Source organism: Streptomyces sp. NPDC091272, from assembly GCF_044757485.1.
GTDB lineage: Bacteria > Actinomycetota > Actinomycetes > Streptomycetales > Streptomycetaceae > Streptomyces.
This window is the reverse complement of the sequence record NZ_JBIVVC010000005.1, coordinates 100,155-119,839: the sequence shown is the minus strand read 5'-3', so window position 1 is coordinate 119,839 and position 19,685 is coordinate 100,155. Positions and strand designations below refer to the sequence as shown.

Here is a 19,685-nt window from a genome sequence, read left to right as displayed (position 1 = left end):
CGGGGTATCACCCGCGGCCGTCCCGGGCGCCCGCCCGCAGGCCCGCGCCGCAGCTACAGCTCCGCGAGCAGTTCGGCCTTCTTCGCGGAGAACTCGTCGTCCGTGACCAGGCCCGCCTGGTGCAGTTCCCCGAGGTGACGGATCCGCTCCGCGATGTCCGCCGGGTCACGCCGGCCGGCGCCCACCACCGGGGCCACCGCCCGGCCCCGGTCGGCGACCGCGGCCGGCACCGTGCTCCGAACCGCCGCCAGTACCGCCGCCGCGAACGGCAGCGACTCGTGCACCGGGCCGTAGCCCAGCCCGAACACCACCGCGGCCGGGTCCTGGTCGGCCGGCCCCGGCGCCCGCCCCGGCCCGGCGTCCGGCGTCCCGTCGCGCGGCAGCAGCCGCAGATGGCCGTCGAAGAAGTCGGGCGAACGCCACTCGACACCGCTCAGCGAGGCCACCGGAAAACTCTGGTCGCCCACCTTCCACTTGGCGGACGACGCACCCGTCCAGAACCACCGGAAGGTCACCTGGGTGCCGTCGAAGCCCGCCCTGCCGTCGTACGCCTTGAACTGCAGCGGCCCCTCGGGCGCCGCCACCAGGAACCGGTCCGCGGGCTCGACGGCGCCGGCACCCGACGACTCGCGCACCCGCCGGCGCAGTTCGTCCGCGTAGTACTCGGCGAGCACCTCGCGCTCCGGGGGCAGCACCAGGCGGTACGGGTCGTAGCTCTCCTTGAGCTGCCCCGCCGCCGCGTCCATCAGCGGATCGGCGCCCGGTCTCGGCACCGCGTGCAGCACCACCGTGCCCCGCTTGCCCTGGGTCAGCGTCACGTCGGCCAGCGCCTCGTGCGGAATGCGCCGCTCGCCGAGCGCGGAGAGCAGCTTCGGTGTTCGTATCCCCCGTTCGAAGCGGATGAGCACGGAGTCGCTGTCGAACTCCCAGGTGGCATGAATTCCGGCCAGCACATCACCCATGCGGCTCATCGTATGCGGCACCCGCCCCCGCGTCGCCCCTCGAAGGTCGCCCCGATTTCGGTACTTCTACGCGCGTCGGTCACCTCAGACACTCCTGTGGGCCCCGGGGCCGTTGTCGTCGATCCCGTCCCGGCAGGTCTCCCCGCTCGCACAGCTCAGCCCCGTGTACGCGCCGACGCCGATCCGCGCGAAGTTGCCGATGCTCTCGGTGCCCGGCACGAAGTACCCGGTGTGCCCGACGGAGTCGGCGGCCGAGAGCACCCTGGCCCCGAACTCCGGCGAGACCGGGTCCGCCCCGTGGCCGAGCCCGCCGACCTCCAGGTACGGCACGTCCTGGATCCAGTCGTCGGCGTCCCGCATCGCCCACACCCGGGCCCGCGCCCCCAGCCCGGCCGCGCTGTCCGCCCGCATGCCGGGGCTGCCCGACACCGCGATGTCGGTGACCCGCTCGGGGAGCTTTCTGGCCGCCAGGCCGCAGACCACCGAGCCGTAGCTGTGGCAGAACAGCATCACCGGTACGGACGAGGCGCCGGGCAGCGCCTCGGTCAGCGCGACCAGCCGCCGGGCCCCCGCCTGCGCGGGTGTCCCCACCATCGCGTCCATGCCGAGCCCGACCGGGGCGGTGTAGTCCGCCCAGGCGATCACGGCGAGCCGGCGGCCGGGGGCGGCCGCGCGCTCCGCGTCGTACAAGGAGGTCGCCATCCCGACGGGGGAGGAGTAGCGGAGGTAGGTGCGCTCGAAGTTCAGGATGTTCGTGTCGACGCCCGGCACGACCACCGAGACGCGCTCGGCCCGCTCCAGGTCGCCGAAGACCTCGGCCACCCGGCCGCCGCCGTCCGGGTCGAACGCCAGGACCTTCCGGTCGCCCCGCAGCAGCGCCGCGAACCGGTGCGCCCGGCGGTCGGCGTCCTGCCGTCCGGCCAGGGAGAGCCGGGAGTCGTGCACCCGTTTCTCCTCGGCGGTGCGCGCCCGGTCCAGCGCGCGCCGGTTGGCGGCGTACCGCAGGGCGACGGGAGCGCCGTTGAGATTTCCCACGACCTGGGGGTACCGGTGGACCAGCCGGCTCCGCTGGCCCCCGGAGAGACCGTCGAAGAAACGGCTCACCTGACGTGGCGAGCCCTGCGGGTCGGGCAGCTGCCGGCCGTCGATGCGGCCGTGCTGCCAGGCGGCGAAGGCCTCGGTGAGGGACACGTCGTCGTCGCGCTGGTGGTGGAGGGCGGTCCAGCCGGTGATCGCGAGCATCACGAACACGACGGCAAGGGCGAGCAGCGCCCGCCACGCGGTCAGGGTGGGGGAGGAGTCGAAGGAAGTCACTGCGGGACACCCTAGGAGAAGGTCGGGGGCCCGTGTCCATTCCGTGACGCGGATCACGTTTCGATAAAGGTGTAATGGTCAGGCTGTGTGTGCGGCAGTCGCACGCCCGGACGTAACGGACATGACGGCGGCCCCGGGAGGCCCGGAGGGTGCCGCCCCGGCCCGTCCGGTCACGGCGCGACGCGCCGAGGCCCGTCCGAATTGCGCGCGCCTAGGACCGTGCGAATTGCGCGCCGAGGACCGTCCGATTTACGCGCGCCGAGGCCCGCCCGAATCGCGCGCCCAGGCCCGTCCGCCTACGCGCTGCGCCCCGAGGTCCCCGGCGCCGGGACCGCTTCCGGGCCGCGCCAGTCCCCGGCCAGCGCGGGGCCCAGCTGGTCCAGGCAGCGGGAGGTCATCTCCCGGATCGCCTCCAGGCTGGCGTCGTCACGTCGGCCCCACATCCGGCCGGTCAGCCGCATCACCCCGCCGAACGCGGCCACGGTGATCCGCGGCCTGAGGTCCGCGTCCACGTCGAGACCCTCGCGCTCCGCGATGAGGTGCGCGATCGCGTCCTCCAGCTCGGTGGAGCGGCGCAGATGGACCGCGAGCAGCGCCGGGGTGGACTCGATCATCTGGTACGTCCGCATATGGAGCTCGATCGGCACGACGGCCTCGATCGCCTCGCCCACGGAGTCCCAGGCCCAGGTCACCGCGTTGCGCAGGGCGGTGAGCGGGTTCTCCGCCGCGGGGCGCTCGCGGATCGCCTCCAGGAAACGGGCCTCCACCATCGACACGACCGTGAAGGCGACCTCCTCCTTGGACGCGAAGTAACGGAAGAAGGTGCGCTGCGACACCTCCACGGCCGCCGCGATCTCGTCGACGGTCGTCCGCTCGTACCCCTGGGAGGTGAACAGTTCGAGCGCGACCCGCAGCAGCGAGTTGCGGGTGCGCCGCTTCTTGCGCTCGCGCAGACCGCACTCGTGCAGCTTGGTCCGGGAGGCCAGTGCCGCCTTGGACGCCAGGCCCACCACCGGGGGCTGTCCGGACTGCGCCGCCTGCCGTTCGTCCCGCATCGCTCCTCGGTCTCTCCGCCCCTTGTCGTACCCGACCCCCGCCGACGCCCCTGACGTGCACGTTCGGCAACTTCAGCTTACCTGTGAGCTACGTGACAGTTACCGGCTTGTGAATTGGTTCGTCAACTGTCAGAGGCTGACACTAATCTGGAAAGCATGACTGCACAGACCACGCTCGACAAGGTGCCGCCGGGCCCCGACCCCGTACCGCAACAGACCAAGGGGCTTCGTGGCCACCCGTGGCTGACGCTCTTCGCCGTGGCGATCGGCGTGATGATGGTCGCCCTCGACGGCACCATCGTCGCCATCGCCAACCCCGCCATCCAGAAGGACCTCGGCGCCTCGCTCGCCGACGTCCAGTGGATAACCAACGGCTATCTGCTCGCCCTCGCCGTCGCGCTCATCACGGCGGGCAAGCTCGGTGACCGCTTCGGTCACCGCCAGACCTTCCTGATAGGCATCGCGGGCTTCGCCGCCTCCTCCGCCGCCATCGGTTTCTCCAAGGAGATCGGCCTGGTCATCGCGTTCCGCGTGCTCCAGGGCCTGTTCGGCGCACTGCTCATGCCGGCCGCGCTCGGCCTGCTGCGCGCCACCTTCCCGGCCGAGAAGCTGAACATGGCGATCGGCATCTGGGGCATGGTCATCGGTGCCTCCACCGCGGGCGGTCCGATCGTCGGCGGTCTGCTCGTCGAGCACGTCTCCTGGCAGTCCGTCTTCTTCATCAACGTGCCGGTCGGCATCGTCGCCCTGGCGTTCGGCCTGATCGTCCTGCGTGACCACCGTGCGCAGAACGCGCCGCGGTCCTTCGACATCCCGGGCATCCTGCTGCTCTCGGGCGCCATGGGCGCACTCGTCTACGGCCTCATCAAGGCCGGTGAGTCCTGGGGCTGGGGCGGCACCAACACCTGGCTGTGCGTGGGCGGTTCGGTCGTCCTGTTCGTGGTCTTCGCCATCTGGGAGACCAAGGCGAAGGAGCCGTTGATCCCGCTGGCCATGTTCCGCTCGGTGCCGCTGTCGGCCGGTGTGGTCCTCATGGTGCTGATGGCGTTCGCGTTCATGGGCGGCCTCTTCTTCGTGACGTTCTACCTCCAGGGCGTGCACGGCCTCAGCCCGGTCGACAGCGGACTGCACCTGCTGCCGCTGACCGGCATGATGATCGTCTCCTCGCCGGCGGCGGGTCTGCTCATCACCAAGTTCGGACCGCGGGTGCCGCTCGTCGGCGGCATGGTGGCGACGGCGGTCGCCATGTTCGGCATGTCCCAGCTGGACGCCGGTACGGGCACGCTGACCATGTCAATCTGGTTCGGCCTGCTCGGTCTTGGCCTCGCCCCGGTCATGGTCGGCGCCACGGAGGTCATCGTCGGCAACGCCCCGCTGGAGCTGTCCGGTGTGGCGGGCGGCCTCCAGCAGGCAGGCATGCAGGTCGGTGGCGCGCTCGGCACGGCCGTCCTCGGCGCTGTGATGTCCTCGCGGGTCAACGCCGAGTTCGCGGGCAACTGGAAGGAGGCGGGCATTCCGACGCCGCCCTCGCCGCAGCTGGAGCAGGCGGCCGAGTTCGGCATCGTGCCCCAGGAACTGGCCAAGGCTCCGGGGATGACGCCGGACGTCTTCAAGGTGGTTTCCGGCGTCATCCATGACACGTTCGTGTCGGGCATGGGCTTCGCCTTCTCCGTCGCTGGCGGCGTCGCCGTCGTCGCGGCGCTCGTCGCCTTCTTCACCAAGCGCGGCGAGAACGCCGACGCGGCGGGTGGCGGCGTCCACATCTGAGCACCCCGCGCGGGCCGCGCACGTTCTGCGCGGACGTCAACCCCGTGCCATCTCCCGCCCGCACAGCCCCGCCGGAACGGTTCCGGCGGGGCTGTCGCCTATCCGGGTGATCCGGCCCAAGGACCCTTCCGTCTCAAGGTTTCCGCAGGTCACAGTGCGTTCACTTGATCCGTACGAAACCGGGGGGACCCATGAAGCTGACCCGAACGAGTGCACTCGCAGCCGCGTTCACCGCCACTCTCGCCGCCACCGTCCTGCTGCCGCAGAGCGCCCACGCGGGCGTCCAGCTCGGCAGTTGCGCCGCGGGCGAGCTCTGCCTCTGGCAGAAGCCGGACTTCAAGGGCAAGCGGTACGCCCACGAACTGGCCGGCACGGACATCGAGAGCTGCGTCGCGCTGCCGCCCGGCGCCGACGCGCAGGCCCTCGCCAACCGCACCGGCCGCCCGGTCACCACCTACCAGTCGGCGCAGTGCGCCGAGACGGGCGAGTTCGACACCTATCCGGGCGGCGGCAGCTGGGTGCCGCAGTCCCCGTACCGGGTACGGGCGTTCAAGGTCTGGGAGAACTGACACCAGGGCGCACGCCGGTACCGCACGCCGGTACCGCACGCCGGTGGCCGGGCGCCGGAGGTCAGGACCGGGGAGCGTGGGCGCCGGCCGCCGGGTGCGGGTGGTCAGGTCCTGGCAGCGCCGGTTGCGTCGCGACCGCGGGGCCCTGCCGGGGCAGGGCGTCGGGCCCGTCGGCGCTCAACCGGCCGACCTCCGCCCTGAGTTCCCGCACCTCCACCATCAGTGCTTCGAGGAGCGCCGTGCGACGGCGCTCCTCGATGTCGTCCCGCTCGAACCTGGAGATGAACCAGGCCGCGATGTTCGCCGTGACCACACCGAGCAGCGCGATCCCGGACAGCATCAGCCCCACCGCGAGGATCCGCCCGAGCCCGGTGGTGGGGGAGTGGTCCCCGTAGCCCACCGTGGTCATCGTGGTGAAGGACCACCAGACGGCGTCACCCAGAGTCCTGATGTTCCCGCCCGGTGCGTCCCTTTCCACCTCCAGGACGGCCAGCGAGCCGAACATCAGCAGCCCTGCCACCGCGCCGCCCACATAGGCGGTCAGCGTGATCTGCGGCGCCATCCGGGCCCGCCGCCCCACCAGCAGCAGCGTGGAGACCAGCCGCAGCAGCCGCAGCGGCCTCGCCAGCGGCAGCAGCACCGCGAGCAGGTCCAGCGGATGGCTCCGGACGAACAGCCACTTCGCGGGGGCCAGTACCAGCCGCACCGCGTAGTCGAGCGCGAAGGCCCCCCACACCGCCCACTCGGTCACCGAACAGGCCCGGTGCACCTCGCGCGGGGCGTGCGGGGCCACGATCGGCACGGTGTACGCGACGGCGAAGGCGAGCGCCAGGACCAGCAGCGGGGTCTGGGTGCGCCGCTCCCACCGGACCTGGGCGGTCTGTTGCTTCATGCCCGGCATCGTAGGACGCGCGAAGGCGGCGGGAACCCGGGGGTTCCCACCGCCTTCAGCCGCCTGTCGGCAGGCGTTATGCGTCGCCGCCCGCGGCGCCCGGGTCGGCCGCCGTCACGTCGAGCAGCTTGTAGCGGTCCACCGCCTGCTTCAGCGCGGACCGGTCGATCCGGCCGGCCTTGGCCAGCTCCGAGAGCGTCGCCAGGACGATCGACTGCGCGTCGATGTGGAAGAAGCGACGGGCCGCGCCGCGGGTGTCGGCGAAGCCGAAGCCGTCCGCACCGAGCGAGGTGTACGCACCCGGCACCCAGCGCGAGATCTGGTCGGGAACCGCACGCATCCAGTCGGAGACCGCGACGAACGGCCCCTCGGCGCCTTCGAGCTTGCGCGTCACGTACGGCACGCGGAGCTCCTCCTCCGGGTGCAGGAGGTTGTGCTCCTCACACTGGACGGCCTCGCGGCGAAGCTCGTTCCAGGACGTCGCGGACCAGATGTCGGCCTTGACGTTCCACTCGTCGGCGAGGATCTGCTGGGCCTCGACCGCCCACGGCACGGCCACACCCGACGCCATGATCTGGGCCGGGATCTGACCCTCCTCCCCGGCCTTGTAGCGGTAGATGCCCTTGAGGATGCCCTCGGCGTCGACGTTCTCCGGTTCGGCCGGGTGCTGGATCGGCTCGTTGTAGACGGTCAGGTAGTAGAAGATGTCCTCGTTCTCGGCGGGGGTCCCGCCGTACATCCTCCTCAGACCGTCCTGCACGATGTGCGCGATCTCGTACCCGAACGCCGGGTCGTAGGACACGCAGCCCGGGTTCGTCGAGGCGAGCAGCTGCGAGTGGCCGTCCGCGTGCTGGAGGCCCTCACCGGTCAGGGTCGTCCGGCCGGCGGTGGCGCCCAGTACGAAACCGCGCGACAGCTGGTCGGCCATCTGCCAGAACTGGTCACCGGTGCGCTGGAAACCGAACATCGAGTAGAAGACGTACACCGGGATCAGCGGCTCGCCGTGCGTGGCGTACGCCGAACCCGCGGCGATCAGCGAGGCCGTGCAGCCCGCCTCGGAGATGCCGTCGTGCAGCATCTGACCGGTCGGGGACTCCTTGTACGCGAGCAAGAGCTCGCGGTCCACGGACTCGTACTGCTGGCCGAGCGGGTTGTAGATCTTCGCGCTCGGGAAGAACGCGTCCATGCCGAAGGTGCGGTACTCGTCGGGCGCGATCAGCACGAACCGCTTGCCGATCTCCTTGTCCCGCATGAGGTCCTTCAGAACCCGTACGAACGCCATGGTGGTGGCGATGGACTGCTGGCCGGAGCCCTTCTTCGCAGCCGCGTACGTCTTCTCCGCGGGCAGGGCGAGGGGCTTGGCGCGCACCACACGGGTCGGCACGTAACCGCCGAGGCTCTTGCGGCGGTCGTGCATGTACTGGATCTCTTCGGAGTCCCGGCCGGGGTGGTAGTACGGCGGCGCGCCGCCCTCCAGCTCCTTGTCGGCGATCGGGATGTGCAGCCGGTCGCGGAACCGCTTGAGGTCGTCCGCGGTCAGCTTCTTCATCTGGTGGGTGGCGTTGCGGCCCTCGAAGTTCGGCCCCAGGGTCCAGCCCTTGACCGTCTGCGCGAGGATCACGGTCGGCTGGCCCTTGTGCGCCTTCGCCGCCGCGTACGCCGCGTACACCTTCTTGTGGTCGTGGCCGCCGCGGCCCAGGTGCAGGATCTGGTCGTCGGACATGTCCTTGACCATGTCGCGCAGCCGCTGGTCGTCCCCGAAGAAGTGCTCCCGGATGTACGAGCCGGTCTCGGTGGCGTACGTCTGGAACTGGCCGTCGGGGGTGGTGTTGAGCTTGTTGACCAGGATGCCGGTGCGGTCCTGCGCGAGCAGCGGGTCCCAGGAGCGGTCCCAGACCAGTTTGATGACGTTCCAGCCGGCGCCGCGGAACTGCGACTCCAGCTCCTGGATGACCTTGCCGTTGCCGCGGACCGGTCCGTCCAGGCGCTGCAGGTTGCAGTTGACGACGAAGGTCAGGTTGTCCAGGCCCTCACGGGCGGCGATGGAGAGCTGGCCGAGCGACTCGGGCTCGTCCATCTCGCCGTCGCCGAGGTAGGCCCAGACGTGCGACTTGGAGGTGTCGGCGATGCCGCGCGCCTCCATGTAGCGGTTCATCCGCGCCTGGTAGATCGCGCCGAGCGGACCGAGGCCCATCGAGACGGTCGGGAACTCCCAGAAGTCCGGCATCAGCCGCGGGTGCGGGTACGAGGAGAGGCCGTTGGGGAACTTCGACTTCTCCTGGCGGAACGCGTCGAGGTTCTGCTCGGTCAGCCGGTCGAGGAGGTAGGCACGGGCGTAGATGCCGGGGGACGCGTGGCCCTGGAAGAAGATCTGGTCGCCGCCGTCGCCCTCGTCCTTGCCGCGGAAGAAGTGGTTGAAGCCCACGTCGTACAGCGAGGCGGAGGAGGCGAAGGTGGCGATGTGGCCGCCGACACCGATGCCGGGGCGCTGGGCCCTGGAGACCATCACGGCCGCGTTCCAGCGGGTCGCGTTGAGGACCTTGCGCTCGATCTCCTCGTCGCCCGGGAAGAACGGCTCGTCCTTGGTCGCGATGGTGTTGACGTAGTCCGTGCTGCGCATCTCGGGCACGGCCACGCGCTTCTCGCGGGCGCGCTCGATCAGCCGGAGCATCAGGTAGCGGGCGCGCTCACGGCCCCGCTCGTCGACGGCCGCGTCAAGCGAGTCGAGCCATTCCTGGGTCTCCTCGGGATCGAAATCCGGGACCTGGCTCGGCAGGCCGCCAATGATGATCGGGTTGCGATCGGATCCGGAAGCCACGCTGTTCCTTCACTGGTAGGGAGATGACCGCACACAGGAGGCCGTCACCGAGGGTGCCGCACGCCGTACGCACAGCTGTCTGGTGGCGCCTGTCCGAGTGGTTCGCGCCACAGCCATCGTGTACCCAGGGGACGCAAACGTCATCTCTACTGAGTGGTAACCAGGGGGCCGTCACCGGTGTGCGACCGCCCGGCCGGTGCCGCGGTGCGACGTCGGCCAAATCGCAACCTTACGCCCAACCCGATCATGTGTTCCGTAAGGCGGTTCGTGTCCGAAGGGCGCAAGGAAGGGCCAGAACATCGCAAAGTGTCCCGAATGGTGTGGGATGAATCACTGTGCGGGCCCCGGGAGGCGTCAGGAGTTGCGGCAGAGGCGCCCCATCCGTCACCGTTTCGGCGGTCCGGGCGGCCGGGTACTTGCGCGATCGGTCCCATCCGTGTGGACTACGGCCAATGCCGCGCACGCGCGCGGCTCAGGCACATTGCTGAAAAAGCACTTCCCGAAAACAGATCAGGAGGCAAACCGTGAGCGCGACCGCGGACCACGCGGAGGAGCGGACCAACCCTGCCGCGAGGCTGGGTTTCCAGCCCGAGCAGGTGGTCCAGGAGATCGGCTTCGACGACGATGTCGATCAGGAGCTCCGCGAAGCCATCGAGGAGATCATCGGCGGCGAACTCGTCGACGAGGACTACGACGACGTGGCTGACGCCGTCGTCCTGTGGTTCAGGGACGAGGACGGCGACCTGACGGACGCGTTGGTGGACGCCACCACGCTCGTCGAGGACGGTGGCACCGTCTGGCTGATGACTCCCAAGACCGGCCGTGACGGCTATGTCGAACCGAGCGACATCAACGAAGCCGCGACCACCGCCGGTCTCTCGCAGACCAAGAGCATCAACGCGGCCAAGGACTGGACGGGCAGCCGTCTGGTCTCCCCCAAGGCGGCGAAGACCGGCAAGCGCTAACGGCCGGAACCACCCCATGACGCAGTAACTGCGGGACCCCCGTCGACCCAGGTCGGCGGGGGTCCTTTGCGTACCCTGGCAGCACCCGTACGGCTCAACGAAGGGAAGCGCATCTCCATGGCGAGCGACACGGCGAGCGACACGGCGACCGGGGCGGCGACCGGGGCGGCGGCCGGCACGGCGGCCGGGGCGGCAGGCGGCGCGGCGGTCGGGGCGGGCGTCCCGGCCCCGGACTTCGCGCTCAAGGACAACCACGGCCGCACCGTGCGGCTGTCCGACCTCCGCGGCGAGAAGAACGTCGTGCTGCTCTTCTACCCCTTCGCCTTCACCGGCGTGTGCACCGGCGAACTGCGCGCCCTGCGCGACGAACTGCCGAAGTTCCAGAACGACGACGTGCAGCTCCTCGCGGTCTCCAACGACTCCATCCACACCCTGCGCGTCTTCGCCGACCAGGAGGGCCTGGAGTACCCGCTGCTCTCCGACTTCTGGCCGCACGGCGAGGTCTCCCGTGCGTACGGCGTCCTCGACGAGGAGAAGGGCTGTGCGGTGCGCGGCACCTTCGTCATCGACAAGGAGGGCACGGTCCGCTGGAGCGTCGTCAACGGCCTGCCCGACGCCCGTGACCTCAATGAGTACGTCAAGGCCCTCGACACCCTCTGATCCGCGCGGGAGCGTGGGCACCCCGGACCCGGCCGGGCCGGAGGACCCGAAGAATTCGGGACTTAAGTCCTGCCTTGCAGGGAACCGGTCACTAGGATCAAACCGTTGATCCGATGCCAGCTGTACTACGGGGGCAGGGCCTTCCCGAGCCCCTCGACACTTTGGAGGACTCGTGGGAGTCAGCCTCAGCAAGGGCGGAAACGTCTCGCTGTCCAAGGCCGCCCCTAACCTGACGGCGGTCATCGTCGGTCTGGGCTGGGACGCGCGCACCACCACCGGCGGTGACTTCGACCTCGACGCCAGCGCCCTGCTGACGAACGACGCGGGCAAGGTCGCCAACGACTCGAACTTCGTCTTCTTCAACAACCTCAAGAGCCCCGACGGCTCCGTCGAGCACACCGGTGACAACCTCACCGGTGAGGGCGAGGGCGACGACGAGGTCATCAAGGTGAACCTGGCCGGGGTCCCGGCCGATGTCGCCAAGATCGTCTTCCCGGTCTCGATCTACGAGGCCGAGTCCCGCCAGCAGAGCTTCGGCCAGGTCCGCAACGCGTACATCCGCGTGGTGAACCAGGCGGACGGCCAGGAACTCGCCCGCTACGACCTCAGCGAGGACGCCTCGACGGAGACCGCGATGGTCTTCGGCGAGCTCTACCGCAACGGCGCCGAGTGGAAGTTCCGTGCCATCGGCCAGGGGTACGCCTCGGGCCTGCGCGGCATCGCGCAGGACTTCGGCGTCAACGTCTGAGCCAGACAGGCACACCGCGTTTCCCGTCCGGCGCCGCACTCCCAGTGCGGCGCCGGACGCGCCTGTCCACCGCCGCGTCCTCGGTGCGGCGCCGGACGCGCCTGACCACCGCTTCATCACGGTTCCACTGCGGGGAGGAAGAAAGATCATGGGCGTCACGCTCGCCAAGGGAGGCAACGTCTCCCTCTCGAAGGCCGCTCCGAACCTCACCCAGGTGCTCGTCGGGCTCGGCTGGGACGCACGTTCCACCACCGGCGCCGACTTCGACCTGGACGCCAGCGCACTGCTGTGCAAGGACGGCCGGGTGCTCGGCGACGAGTACTTCATCTTCTACAACAACCTCACCAGCCCGGAAGGCTCCGTCGAGCACACCGGCGACAACCTCACCGGTGAGGGCGAGGGCGACGACGAGTCGCTGCTCATCGACCTCTCCAAGGTGCCGGCCACCGTGGACAGGATCATCTTCCCGGTCTCGATCCACGACGCCGACAACCGCGGCCAGACCTTCGGTCAGGTCAGTAACGCGTTCATCCGCGTCGTGAACCAGGCCGACGGCCAGGAACTGGCACGCTACGACCTCAGCGAGGACGCCTCCAGCGAGACAGCGATGATCTTCGGCGAGGTCTACCGGTACGGCGGAGAATGGAAGTTCCGTGCCGTTGGGCAGGGGTACGCGTCCGGACTGCGGGGCATCGCTCTAGACTTCGGGGTCAACGTTTCGTAAAGCCCCGCCATCGGCGGGGAAAGTCGTACTCAACGATGGGGTAGCCAGTGGTTCTGAAAACCTTCGGCTGGTCGTTCGCGGTTACCGCGCTCGGCCTGGTCGCGGCGGTTCTCTACGGGGGGTGGACCGGTTTCGGAATCGTGGCGATCCTGTCCATCCTGGAGATCTCGCTGTCCTTCGACAACGCGGTGGTCAACGCCGGAATCCTGAAGAAGATGAATGCCTTCTGGCAGAAGATCTTCCTCACGGTCGGTGTCCTGATCGCCGTGTTCGGCATGCGCCTGGTCTTCCCTGTCGTCATCGTGGCCATCAGCGCCAAGATCGGTCCCATCGAGGCCGTCGACCTGGCGATGACCGACAAGGACATGTACAAGCAGCTGGTGACCGACGCGCACCCGTCGATCGCCGCCTTCGGTGGCATGTTCCTGATGATGATCTTCCTCGACTTCATCTTCGAGGACCGTGACATCAAGTGGCTCGGCTGGCTGGAGCGTCCCCTCGCCAAGCTCGGCAAGGTCGACATGCTGTCGGTCTGCATCGCCCTGATCATCCTGCTGGTCACCGCGATGACCTTCGCCGTCAACGCGCACCAGCACGGTGGTCAGCACGTCAACAAGGCCGAGACGGTACTGATCTCGGGCATCGCGGGACTGATCACCTACCTGGTCGTCAACGGGCTCTCCAGCCACTTCGAGAACAAGATCGAAGAGGACGAGGAACGCGAGCACGAGGCCGAGGAGGAGGCCGCCCGCACCGGGCAGCGGAACACCGGCATGCTGATGGCGGGCAAGGCCGCGTTCTTCATGTTCCTCTACCTGGAGGTCCTGGACGCGTCGTTCTCCTTCGACGGCGTCATCGGCGCCTTCGCCATCACCAACGACATCGTTCTGATGGCGCTGGGTCTGGGCATCGGCGCGATGTACGTGCGTTCGCTGACGGTCTACCTGGTCCGCCAGGGAACCCTGGACGACTACGTCTACCTGGAGCACGGCGCGCACTACGCGATCGGCGCCCTCGCCGTCATCCTGCTGGTCACCATCCAGTACGAGATCAACGAGGTCATCACCGGTCTCGTCGGCGTCGTCCTGATCGCCGCCTCCTTCTGGTCGTCGGTCCGCCGCAACAAGCGGATCGCGGCGCAGGAGGGTGGAACGGACTTCAAGAAACAGGACGAGGTCTCCTCCGGGGTGTGACCGGGAGGGGATTGAGGAACGCTCTCAACGGGGCGGCCACACGGCGCACTTGCCGCGGTGGCCGCCCCGTCGGGCTGTGACAGGGCAGCTGTGACAGGACAGCGGGGAAGAGTGCGGTGGGGGTGGTGGGGGCGATGGCCTTCTGGGACCGGGTACGGGACAGTCTGGGCGGCTGGCGGGGAAGTTCCGCGCAGTTCGACTCGGGGAGCGCGGCGACCAACGCCATCGAGCTGACCAAGCGCAACCCGGTGGTCTCGCTCAGCAAACAGGGCGCCGACACCGGCAGTCTGCGGGTGAACCTCTCCTGGCGGATGCGCACCTCCGACATAGGCGGCCGGCAGAAGCACAGCGGCGGCCTGCTGAGCCGCCCCTTCAAGTTCTTCCAGCCGGAGACCGTCCAGGCGCACACCCAGGGCGTCGTCAACGTCGACCTGGACCTCGGCTGCCTGTACGAGCTGAAGGACGGCACCAAGGGCGTCGTACAGCCCCTCGGCGGTTTCTTCGGCGACATGAACGCCGCGCCGTACGTCAAGCTCAGCGGGGACGACCGGTTCGGCGCACCCTCCGGCGAGACGGTCTTCATCAACCTCGACCACCGCGAGGAGATCAAGAGGCTGCTGGTCTTCGTATACATCTACGACCAGACCCCGGCCTTCGACCGCACCCACGCGGTCGTCACGCTCTACCCGAGCAACGGGCCACGGATCGAGATCGCCCTCGACGAGCGCGCCCCGCAGGCCCGTTCCTGCGCGGTGTTCACCATCGAGAACACCAAGGACGGCCTGACCGTGCGCCGCGAGGTCAAGTTCGTCTACGGATTCCAGGCCGAGCTCGACCGGCTCTACGGGTGGGGCCTCCAGTGGGGCCGGGGCTACAAGACGAAGGCGTGAGCGCGGGGGCCCGGCGGGTCAGCCGCGGATGAACTGCGGGCCCATCGGCGGCAGCCGGAAGTTCGGGTCGGGGGCGTGCGCCGCCGCGGCGGCCGGCTGCGGGTAGCCGTAGGCCGGCTGGGTGGAGGCCGACTGCGGGTAGCCGTAGGCCGGCGGAGCCTGCGGCACGGCCGGGGCAGGCTGCGGGTAGCCGTACGAGGGCGGGCCGGGCGGGGCCGAGGGCGGCGTGGTCGCGGGCATCGGCGGAGCGCCCGGGGACGCGGCGGGCGATCCCGGGGAGACGGTCGGGGCAGCCGCCCGGGTGGCGGCGTCCGGGGACCGTGCGGGCACCGGGACGTGCGGGCGCGTCCCCTGTGCGGCCTCGCTCTCGTCCACCGAGATGCCGAACTGCGTCGCCAGACCGATCAGCCCGCTCGGGTAGCCCTGCCCGACCGCCCGGAACTTCCAGCCCTCGCCGCGCCGGTAGACCTCGCCGCAGATGATCGCGGTCTCCTCGCCGGTGTCCGGTCTGACGTCGAACGCGGCGAGCGGCTCGCCCCCCGCGACGGTCGCGTCGTACAGCAGGATCCGCAGGTCGCGCACGTCCTGGCAGGTGGCGCCCTCGGTGATGGCGTCGTCGTCGAGGGAGGCGGCGATCACGATCCGGTCGACCGAGGCGTCGAGCGAGGAGAGGTCCGCGACGACGGTGTCGGTGAGTCCCTCGGCGACCCGCTTCATGGACAGCTTGCGGACCAGCCCCGAGGGGTGCCTGACCTGGTTGTAGAAGACGAAGTCCTCGTCGGAACGCACCAGCCCGTCCGGTCCCACCAGCAGGGCCGACGCGTCCACGTCGGGGATGCCGGGGCCGGGGGTCCACCGGAGCACGGCCCGTACGGCCGTGGCGTCGAGGGGTACGTTCGCGCCCTTCAGCATCGCGTGCGTCATGCCGGTCATCCTGCCTCCCCGGGGCCGCGACGGACAACGTGGGGGGCGTGTCCCGTACGGTCCGGGGCAGGATCGGCGCAGGGCCCGGCACGGCGGGTCACCTGGAATTCACACGGCGGGGGAACTTCAGACACCCGCCCATACGTACTATTACCGGCCACATGTCCGACGTTCCACGCGCCAGCTCGGGGGTCATCAGATGCGTCATTTCGGGCATATCCCTGCCGGGATGCGAAGAGATCTGTTCCACCGCGAGCCGGAGTTCTTCGACGCCGACTCCCCGGCCGCGACGCTCTCGGCCGCCCTGGGGGCCACGCTCTACAGCCCGGCGACCCGGCCCAGGCTCGCCGACGACGTGCTGAAGCAGATCGGCCGCGGAGTGGTCTCCATGGTGCTCTGCCTGGAGGATTCGATAGACGACGCGGAGGTCGAGGGCGCCGAGGAGAACCTGGTGCGCCAGCTCGTCGACCTCGCCGGCCGCGGCCGGGACCTGCCGCTGCTGTTCGTCCGGGTGCGCGAGCCGGGGCAGATACCCGACCTGGTGCGCCGGCTCGGCGACGCCGCGCGGCTGCTGTCCGGATTCGTACTGCCGAAATTCACCGAGGAGCGCGGAGTCCCCTTCCTGGAGGCGCTCACGGCCGCGGAGGCGACGAGCGGGCGGCGGCTGTTCGCGATGCCCGTGCTGGAGTCGCCGGAGCTGCTGCACCTGGAGACCCGGGCCGAGACCCTCCGGGGAATCTCCCGCACCGTCGACAAGTACCGCGACCGGGTGCTCGCCCTGCGGCTCGGCGTCACCGATTTCTGCTCGGCGTACGGGCTGCGCAGGGCGCCCGACATGACGGCGTACGACGTCCAGATCGTCGCCGGGGTCATCGGTGACGTGGTGAACGTCCTCGGGCGCTCCGACGGCACCGGCTTCACCATCACAGGACCGGTCTGGGAGTACTTCCGCGTCCAGGAGCGGATGTTCAAACCGCAGCTGCGCCGCAGTCCCTTCCTGGAGGGACGGGCGGAGGAACTGCGCACCGCGCTCATCGAGCACGACATGGACGGCCTGCTGCGCGAGATCGGTCTCGACCGCGCCAACGGCCTGCTCGGCAAGACCTGCATCCACCCCTCCCACGTGCTGCCGGTGCACGCCCTGTCGGTGGTGAGCCACGAGGAGTTCGGCGACGCCCAGGACATCCTGCGGCCCGAGCGGGGCGGCGGGGGCGTGCTGCGCTCGGCGTACACGAACAAGATGAACGAGGTGAAGCCGCACCGAGCCTGGGCGGAGCGCACACTGCAGCGGGCCGCGGCGTTCGGAGTGGCGCGCGAGGACGTCGGCTTCGTGGAACTGCTGACGGTGGGGCTGGCGGGACCCGTGGAATGACGGCGACGGCCCTCTGAGGGAACCGACCCGAAAGAGTCCGGGCGAATCTGTCCGTGATCCGGTTGAAGCAAGGGAGAGTAGTGGCGAACGGTGCGGTGTGGTCCGGCAGTTGGGTCTCGGAACGGCTGGGGGTGGAGCTCGTCGGCGGCGACGGCCCCCCCGGCGGCCGGACGCCGGACGGGACGCTGAACGACCTGCTGGGGCTCGCGCTGCGGCGCAACCCCAAACGGGCCCACCTGCTCGTCTCGAACGTGCTCGGCAAGCACGTCCCGCAGAGGCCCTCGCTGGTGTACGGCGCCGGGCTCGCGCTGGGCCGGGAGGTCCGCGCGCTGCTGGGCGACCGGGAGGCCGCACGCGCGGTGGTGCTCGGCTACGCGGAGACCGCGACCGGGCTCGGGCACAGTGTCGCCGACGGTCTCGCCCTCGCCCCCTACCTCCACTCCACCCGAAGGCCGGTCGCCGGGGTCGCGACGGCGGGCGGTTTCGAGGAGTCCCACTCCCACGCCACCTCGCACCTCCTCCTCCCGGAGGACCCCGAACTGCTGCGCGGGGACGGCCCGCTGGTCCTCGTCGACGACGAGTTCTCCACCGGGAACACGGTCCTCAACACCATTCGCGACCTGCATGCCCGCCACCCGCGCGGGCGGTACGTCGTCGTTGCCCTGGCCGACATGCGCTCGCCGGGCGACCGGGGCCGCCTGGCGGAGTTCGCCGCCGAGATCAGCGCCCGCGTCGACCTGATCTCCCGCGCCCGGGGCACCGTCCGCCTGCCCGACGGGGTGCTGGCCGCGGGCCAGCGGCTGGTCGCGGCGGAGGAGGCGAAGCAGCGGCTGGTCGCGGACGAGGAGGCGAGGCAGCGGCTGGTCGCGGACGAGGAGGCGAAGCAGCGGTCGCGGCAGGCCCCCGAGTTGCGGGACGCACCCCGGGCGCATCAGACCGTACGGCTGGAACTCGGCTGGCCCGCCGGGACACCCGACGGCGGACGGCACGGCTTCACGCCCGCGCACCGGGCCACGCTCGAAGCCGCCCTGCCGGACCTGGCCGCCCGCCTCGGCGGCGCGCTGAGCGGCCTCGGCGTCGGTCCCGGCAGCGGCGCCCGCGTGCTCGTCCTCGGCTCCGAGGAGCTGATGTACGCACCGCTGCGGCTCGCGCACGCCCTGGAGGAGTCGGGCGTCGACGTCCGCTGCTCCACCACCACCCGCTCTCCCGTCCTCGCCGTCGACGACCCCGGCTACGCCATCCGCACCCGGCTCGTCTTCCCCGCACACGACACCCCGGCCGACGGCCCCGGGGAGCGCTACGCGTACAACGTCGCGGGCGCCGGGTTCGACGCCGTCATCGTGGTCGTCGACTCCGCGGGCGACACCCCCGAACTGCACGGTTCCGACGGGCTGCCGGCAGCCCTCGCCCCGCACACCGGCCACGTCCTGCTCGCGGTGCTCCCCTCCTACACCCCCCGCACACCGCCGTCCCTCCCGCCCTCGTCCCCGCCTTCGCCCGCACAGGAGCAGCAGATGCCCGAACCCCTCCGCGGCCCCGACTTCTCCTCCTACGCACCCGAGGACGTCGGCTGGCTGCTCCAGGACCTCTCCGACGTCACCCTGGAGGCGCCCACGGAGGAACGCGAGGAGGCGATCCAGGCCGGTGGCGCGCACTACGCGGAGTCGCTGCCGGTGGAGTACCAGCCGACGCCCGAGTACCAGCGGCTGTTCCGCACGGCCCTCGACGAGTCAGCGGCGCGGATCGCGCAGGCGGTCGGTACCGTGACCGAGACGGTCCTCGCCGAGCGGTCCCCGCGTCCGGTGCTGGTCTCGCTCGCCCGCGCGGGCACCCCCGTGGGCGTGCTGATGCGGCGCTGGGCGCAGTACCGCCACGGCCTCGACCTGCCGCACTACGCCGTCTCCATCGTGCGCGGCCGCGGCATCGACGCCAACGCACTGCGCTGGCTGGCCGCCCACCACGACCCCCGCGACGTCGTCTTCGTCGACGGCTGGACCGGGAAGGGCGCCATCACCCGCGAACTCGCCGACGCCGTCGCCGCGTTCCACGCGGAGCAGGGCATCGAGGACCCCCTGCGCGGGTTCGACGCGGAGATCGCCGTACTCGCCGACCCCGGCTCCTGCGTCCGCACCTACGGCACCCGCGAGGACTTCCTCATCCCGTCGGCCTGCCTCAACTCCACCGTCTCCGGCCTCGTCTCCCGGACGGTGCTGCGCGCCGACCTGGTCGGACCCGACGACTTCCACGGCGGGAAGTTCTACCGCGAACTCGCGGACACCGACGTCTCCACGCTCTTCCTGGACACGGTCGCCGGCCATTTCGACGAGGTCGCCGAGCGGGTGACGGAGGAGGTCAAGACCCTTCAGGGCCAGGACCGCACGCCCACCTGGGAGGGCTGGGCGGCCGTCGAGCGGATCAGCGAGGAGTACGGCATCCACGACGTCAACCTGGTCAAGCCCGGCGTCGGCGAGACCACCCGGGTGCTGCTGCGCCGGGTCCCCTGGAAGATCCTCGCCCGCCGGGGCGCGGGCGCCGACCTCGGCCATGTGCGCCTGCTGGCGGAACAGCGGGGCGTACCCGTCGAGGAGGTCGACGACCTCCCGTACACCTGTGTCGGTCTGATCCACCCGCGCTTCACCCGGGGCGCGACGGGCGCGGACGGCAAGGCGGTGGACACCAAGTGAGCACCTCACCGGGCCCCACTCCCGCCGCCGGGGCAGCACCCGCTTCCGGCCCTGCCCCCGCTGCCGGACCCGCCCTCGCCCCTGCCCCCGCCGGCGGCCCGGTCCTGGTCGCCAGCGATCTCGACCGGACGCTCATCTACTCGTCGGC

Annotated in this window: 16 protein-coding genes; 10 read left to right on the top strand and 6 right to left on the bottom strand. The window is 70.4% G+C overall.

The genetic code is table 11. The features are described 5' to 3' along the window. Positions 1-53 precede the first annotated feature (53 nt). The 3 genes from ACIQM4_RS16185 to ACIQM4_RS16175 all read right to left on the bottom strand — a co-directional run bounded on the left by ACIQM4_RS16185 (position 54) and on the right by ACIQM4_RS16175 (position 3,331). Positions 54-962 (bottom strand): DUF4429 domain-containing protein, encoded by a 909-nt coding sequence (locus ACIQM4_RS16185; RefSeq protein WP_401591660.1) that lies wholly within the window; start codon positions 960-962, stop codon positions 54-56. 84 nt (positions 963-1,046) lie between these two features. Continuing rightward, complete coding sequence (locus tag ACIQM4_RS16180) at positions 1,047-2,276, bottom strand: alpha/beta hydrolase (protein WP_401591658.1); 1,230 nt, start codon at positions 2,274-2,276, stop codon at positions 1,047-1,049. 296 nt (positions 2,277-2,572) lie between these two features. Then, positions 2,573-3,331, bottom strand: a complete 759-nt coding sequence (locus ACIQM4_RS16175) for a TetR family transcriptional regulator (protein ID WP_401591656.1) — start codon at positions 3,329-3,331, stop codon at positions 2,573-2,575. Between the two features lie 273 nt (positions 3,332-3,604). On the opposite strand from ACIQM4_RS16175, the gene ACIQM4_RS16170 reads away from it, so the two are divergent. Both ACIQM4_RS16170 and ACIQM4_RS16165 read left to right on the top strand, forming a co-directional pair. Beyond that, positions 3,605-5,098 (top strand): MFS transporter, encoded by a 1,494-nt coding sequence (locus ACIQM4_RS16170; RefSeq protein WP_401592334.1) that lies wholly within the window; start codon positions 3,605-3,607, stop codon positions 5,096-5,098. Positions 5,099-5,289: 191 nt separating this feature from the next. Beyond that, positions 5,290-5,667: a peptidase inhibitor family I36 protein gene (locus ACIQM4_RS16165; protein ID WP_401591655.1), complete on the top strand. Its 378-nt coding sequence runs from the start codon at positions 5,290-5,292 to the stop codon at positions 5,665-5,667. A gap of 61 nt (positions 5,668-5,728) precedes the next feature. On the opposite strand, the gene ACIQM4_RS16160 is transcribed toward ACIQM4_RS16165, so the two are convergent. Beyond that, a complete protein-coding gene (locus tag ACIQM4_RS16160) occupies positions 5,729-6,568 on the bottom strand; it encodes a potassium channel family protein (RefSeq protein WP_401591654.1) in 840 nt (279 codons plus the stop codon). 67 nt (positions 6,569-6,635) lie between these two features. Further along, positions 6,636-9,377, bottom strand: coding sequence for a pyruvate dehydrogenase (acetyl-transferring), homodimeric type (gene aceE, locus ACIQM4_RS16155; protein ID WP_401591652.1), 2,742 nt, complete (start codon positions 9,375-9,377; stop codon positions 6,636-6,638). A 524-nt stretch (positions 9,378-9,901) separates the two neighbouring features. Here aceE and ACIQM4_RS16150 point away from each other — a divergent pair. The 6 genes from ACIQM4_RS16150 (at position 9,902) to ACIQM4_RS16125 (ending at position 14,557) form a co-directional block, all read left to right on the top strand. Further along, positions 9,902-10,342 (top strand): DUF3052 domain-containing protein, encoded by a 441-nt coding sequence (locus ACIQM4_RS16150; RefSeq protein WP_401591650.1) that lies wholly within the window; start codon positions 9,902-9,904, stop codon positions 10,340-10,342. 117 nt (positions 10,343-10,459) lie between these two features. Then, the gene (locus tag ACIQM4_RS16145; protein ID WP_401591648.1) at positions 10,460-11,002 is read left to right on the top strand and encodes a peroxiredoxin; all 543 of its coding nucleotides are present in this window, start codon (positions 10,460-10,462) and stop codon (positions 11,000-11,002) included. Positions 11,003-11,174: 172 nt separating this feature from the next. Then, a complete protein-coding gene (locus tag ACIQM4_RS16140) occupies positions 11,175-11,750 on the top strand; it encodes a TerD family protein (RefSeq protein ID WP_401591646.1) in 576 nt (191 codons plus the stop codon). 148 nt (positions 11,751-11,898) lie between these two features. Beyond that, a complete protein-coding gene (locus tag ACIQM4_RS16135; protein ID WP_401591644.1) occupies positions 11,899-12,474 on the top strand; it encodes a TerD family protein in 576 nt (191 codons plus the stop codon). A 47-nt stretch (positions 12,475-12,521) separates the two neighbouring features. Continuing rightward, on the top strand, positions 12,522-13,667 hold the full coding sequence (locus tag ACIQM4_RS16130; protein WP_401591642.1) for a DUF475 domain-containing protein: 1,146 nt from the start codon (positions 12,522-12,524) through the stop codon (positions 13,665-13,667). Positions 13,668-13,801: 134 nt separating this feature from the next. Then, positions 13,802-14,557, top strand: coding sequence for a Tellurium resistance (locus ACIQM4_RS16125; RefSeq protein WP_401591640.1), 756 nt, complete (start codon positions 13,802-13,804; stop codon positions 14,555-14,557). 18 nt (positions 14,558-14,575) lie between these two features. Here the strand turns inward: ACIQM4_RS16125 and ACIQM4_RS16120 are convergent, their stop codons facing one another. Beyond that, positions 14,576-15,490, bottom strand: coding sequence for a TerD family protein (locus ACIQM4_RS16120; RefSeq protein ID WP_401591638.1), 915 nt, complete (start codon positions 15,488-15,490; stop codon positions 14,576-14,578). Between the two features lie 190 nt (positions 15,491-15,680). On the opposite strand from ACIQM4_RS16120, the gene ACIQM4_RS16115 reads away from it, so the two are divergent. Both ACIQM4_RS16115 and ACIQM4_RS16110 read left to right on the top strand, forming a co-directional pair. Next, positions 15,681-16,853 carry an HpcH/HpaI aldolase/citrate lyase family protein gene (locus ACIQM4_RS16115; RefSeq protein ID WP_401591636.1) on the top strand — a complete coding sequence of 391 codons (1,173 nt, stop codon included), beginning with the start codon at positions 15,681-15,683 and terminating at the stop codon, positions 16,851-16,853. An 80-nt stretch (positions 16,854-16,933) separates the two neighbouring features. Continuing rightward, a complete protein-coding gene (locus ACIQM4_RS16110; RefSeq protein WP_401591634.1) occupies positions 16,934-19,537 on the top strand; it encodes a phosphoribosyltransferase in 2,604 nt (867 codons plus the stop codon). The last annotated feature ends 148 nt before the right edge of the window (positions 19,538-19,685 follow it).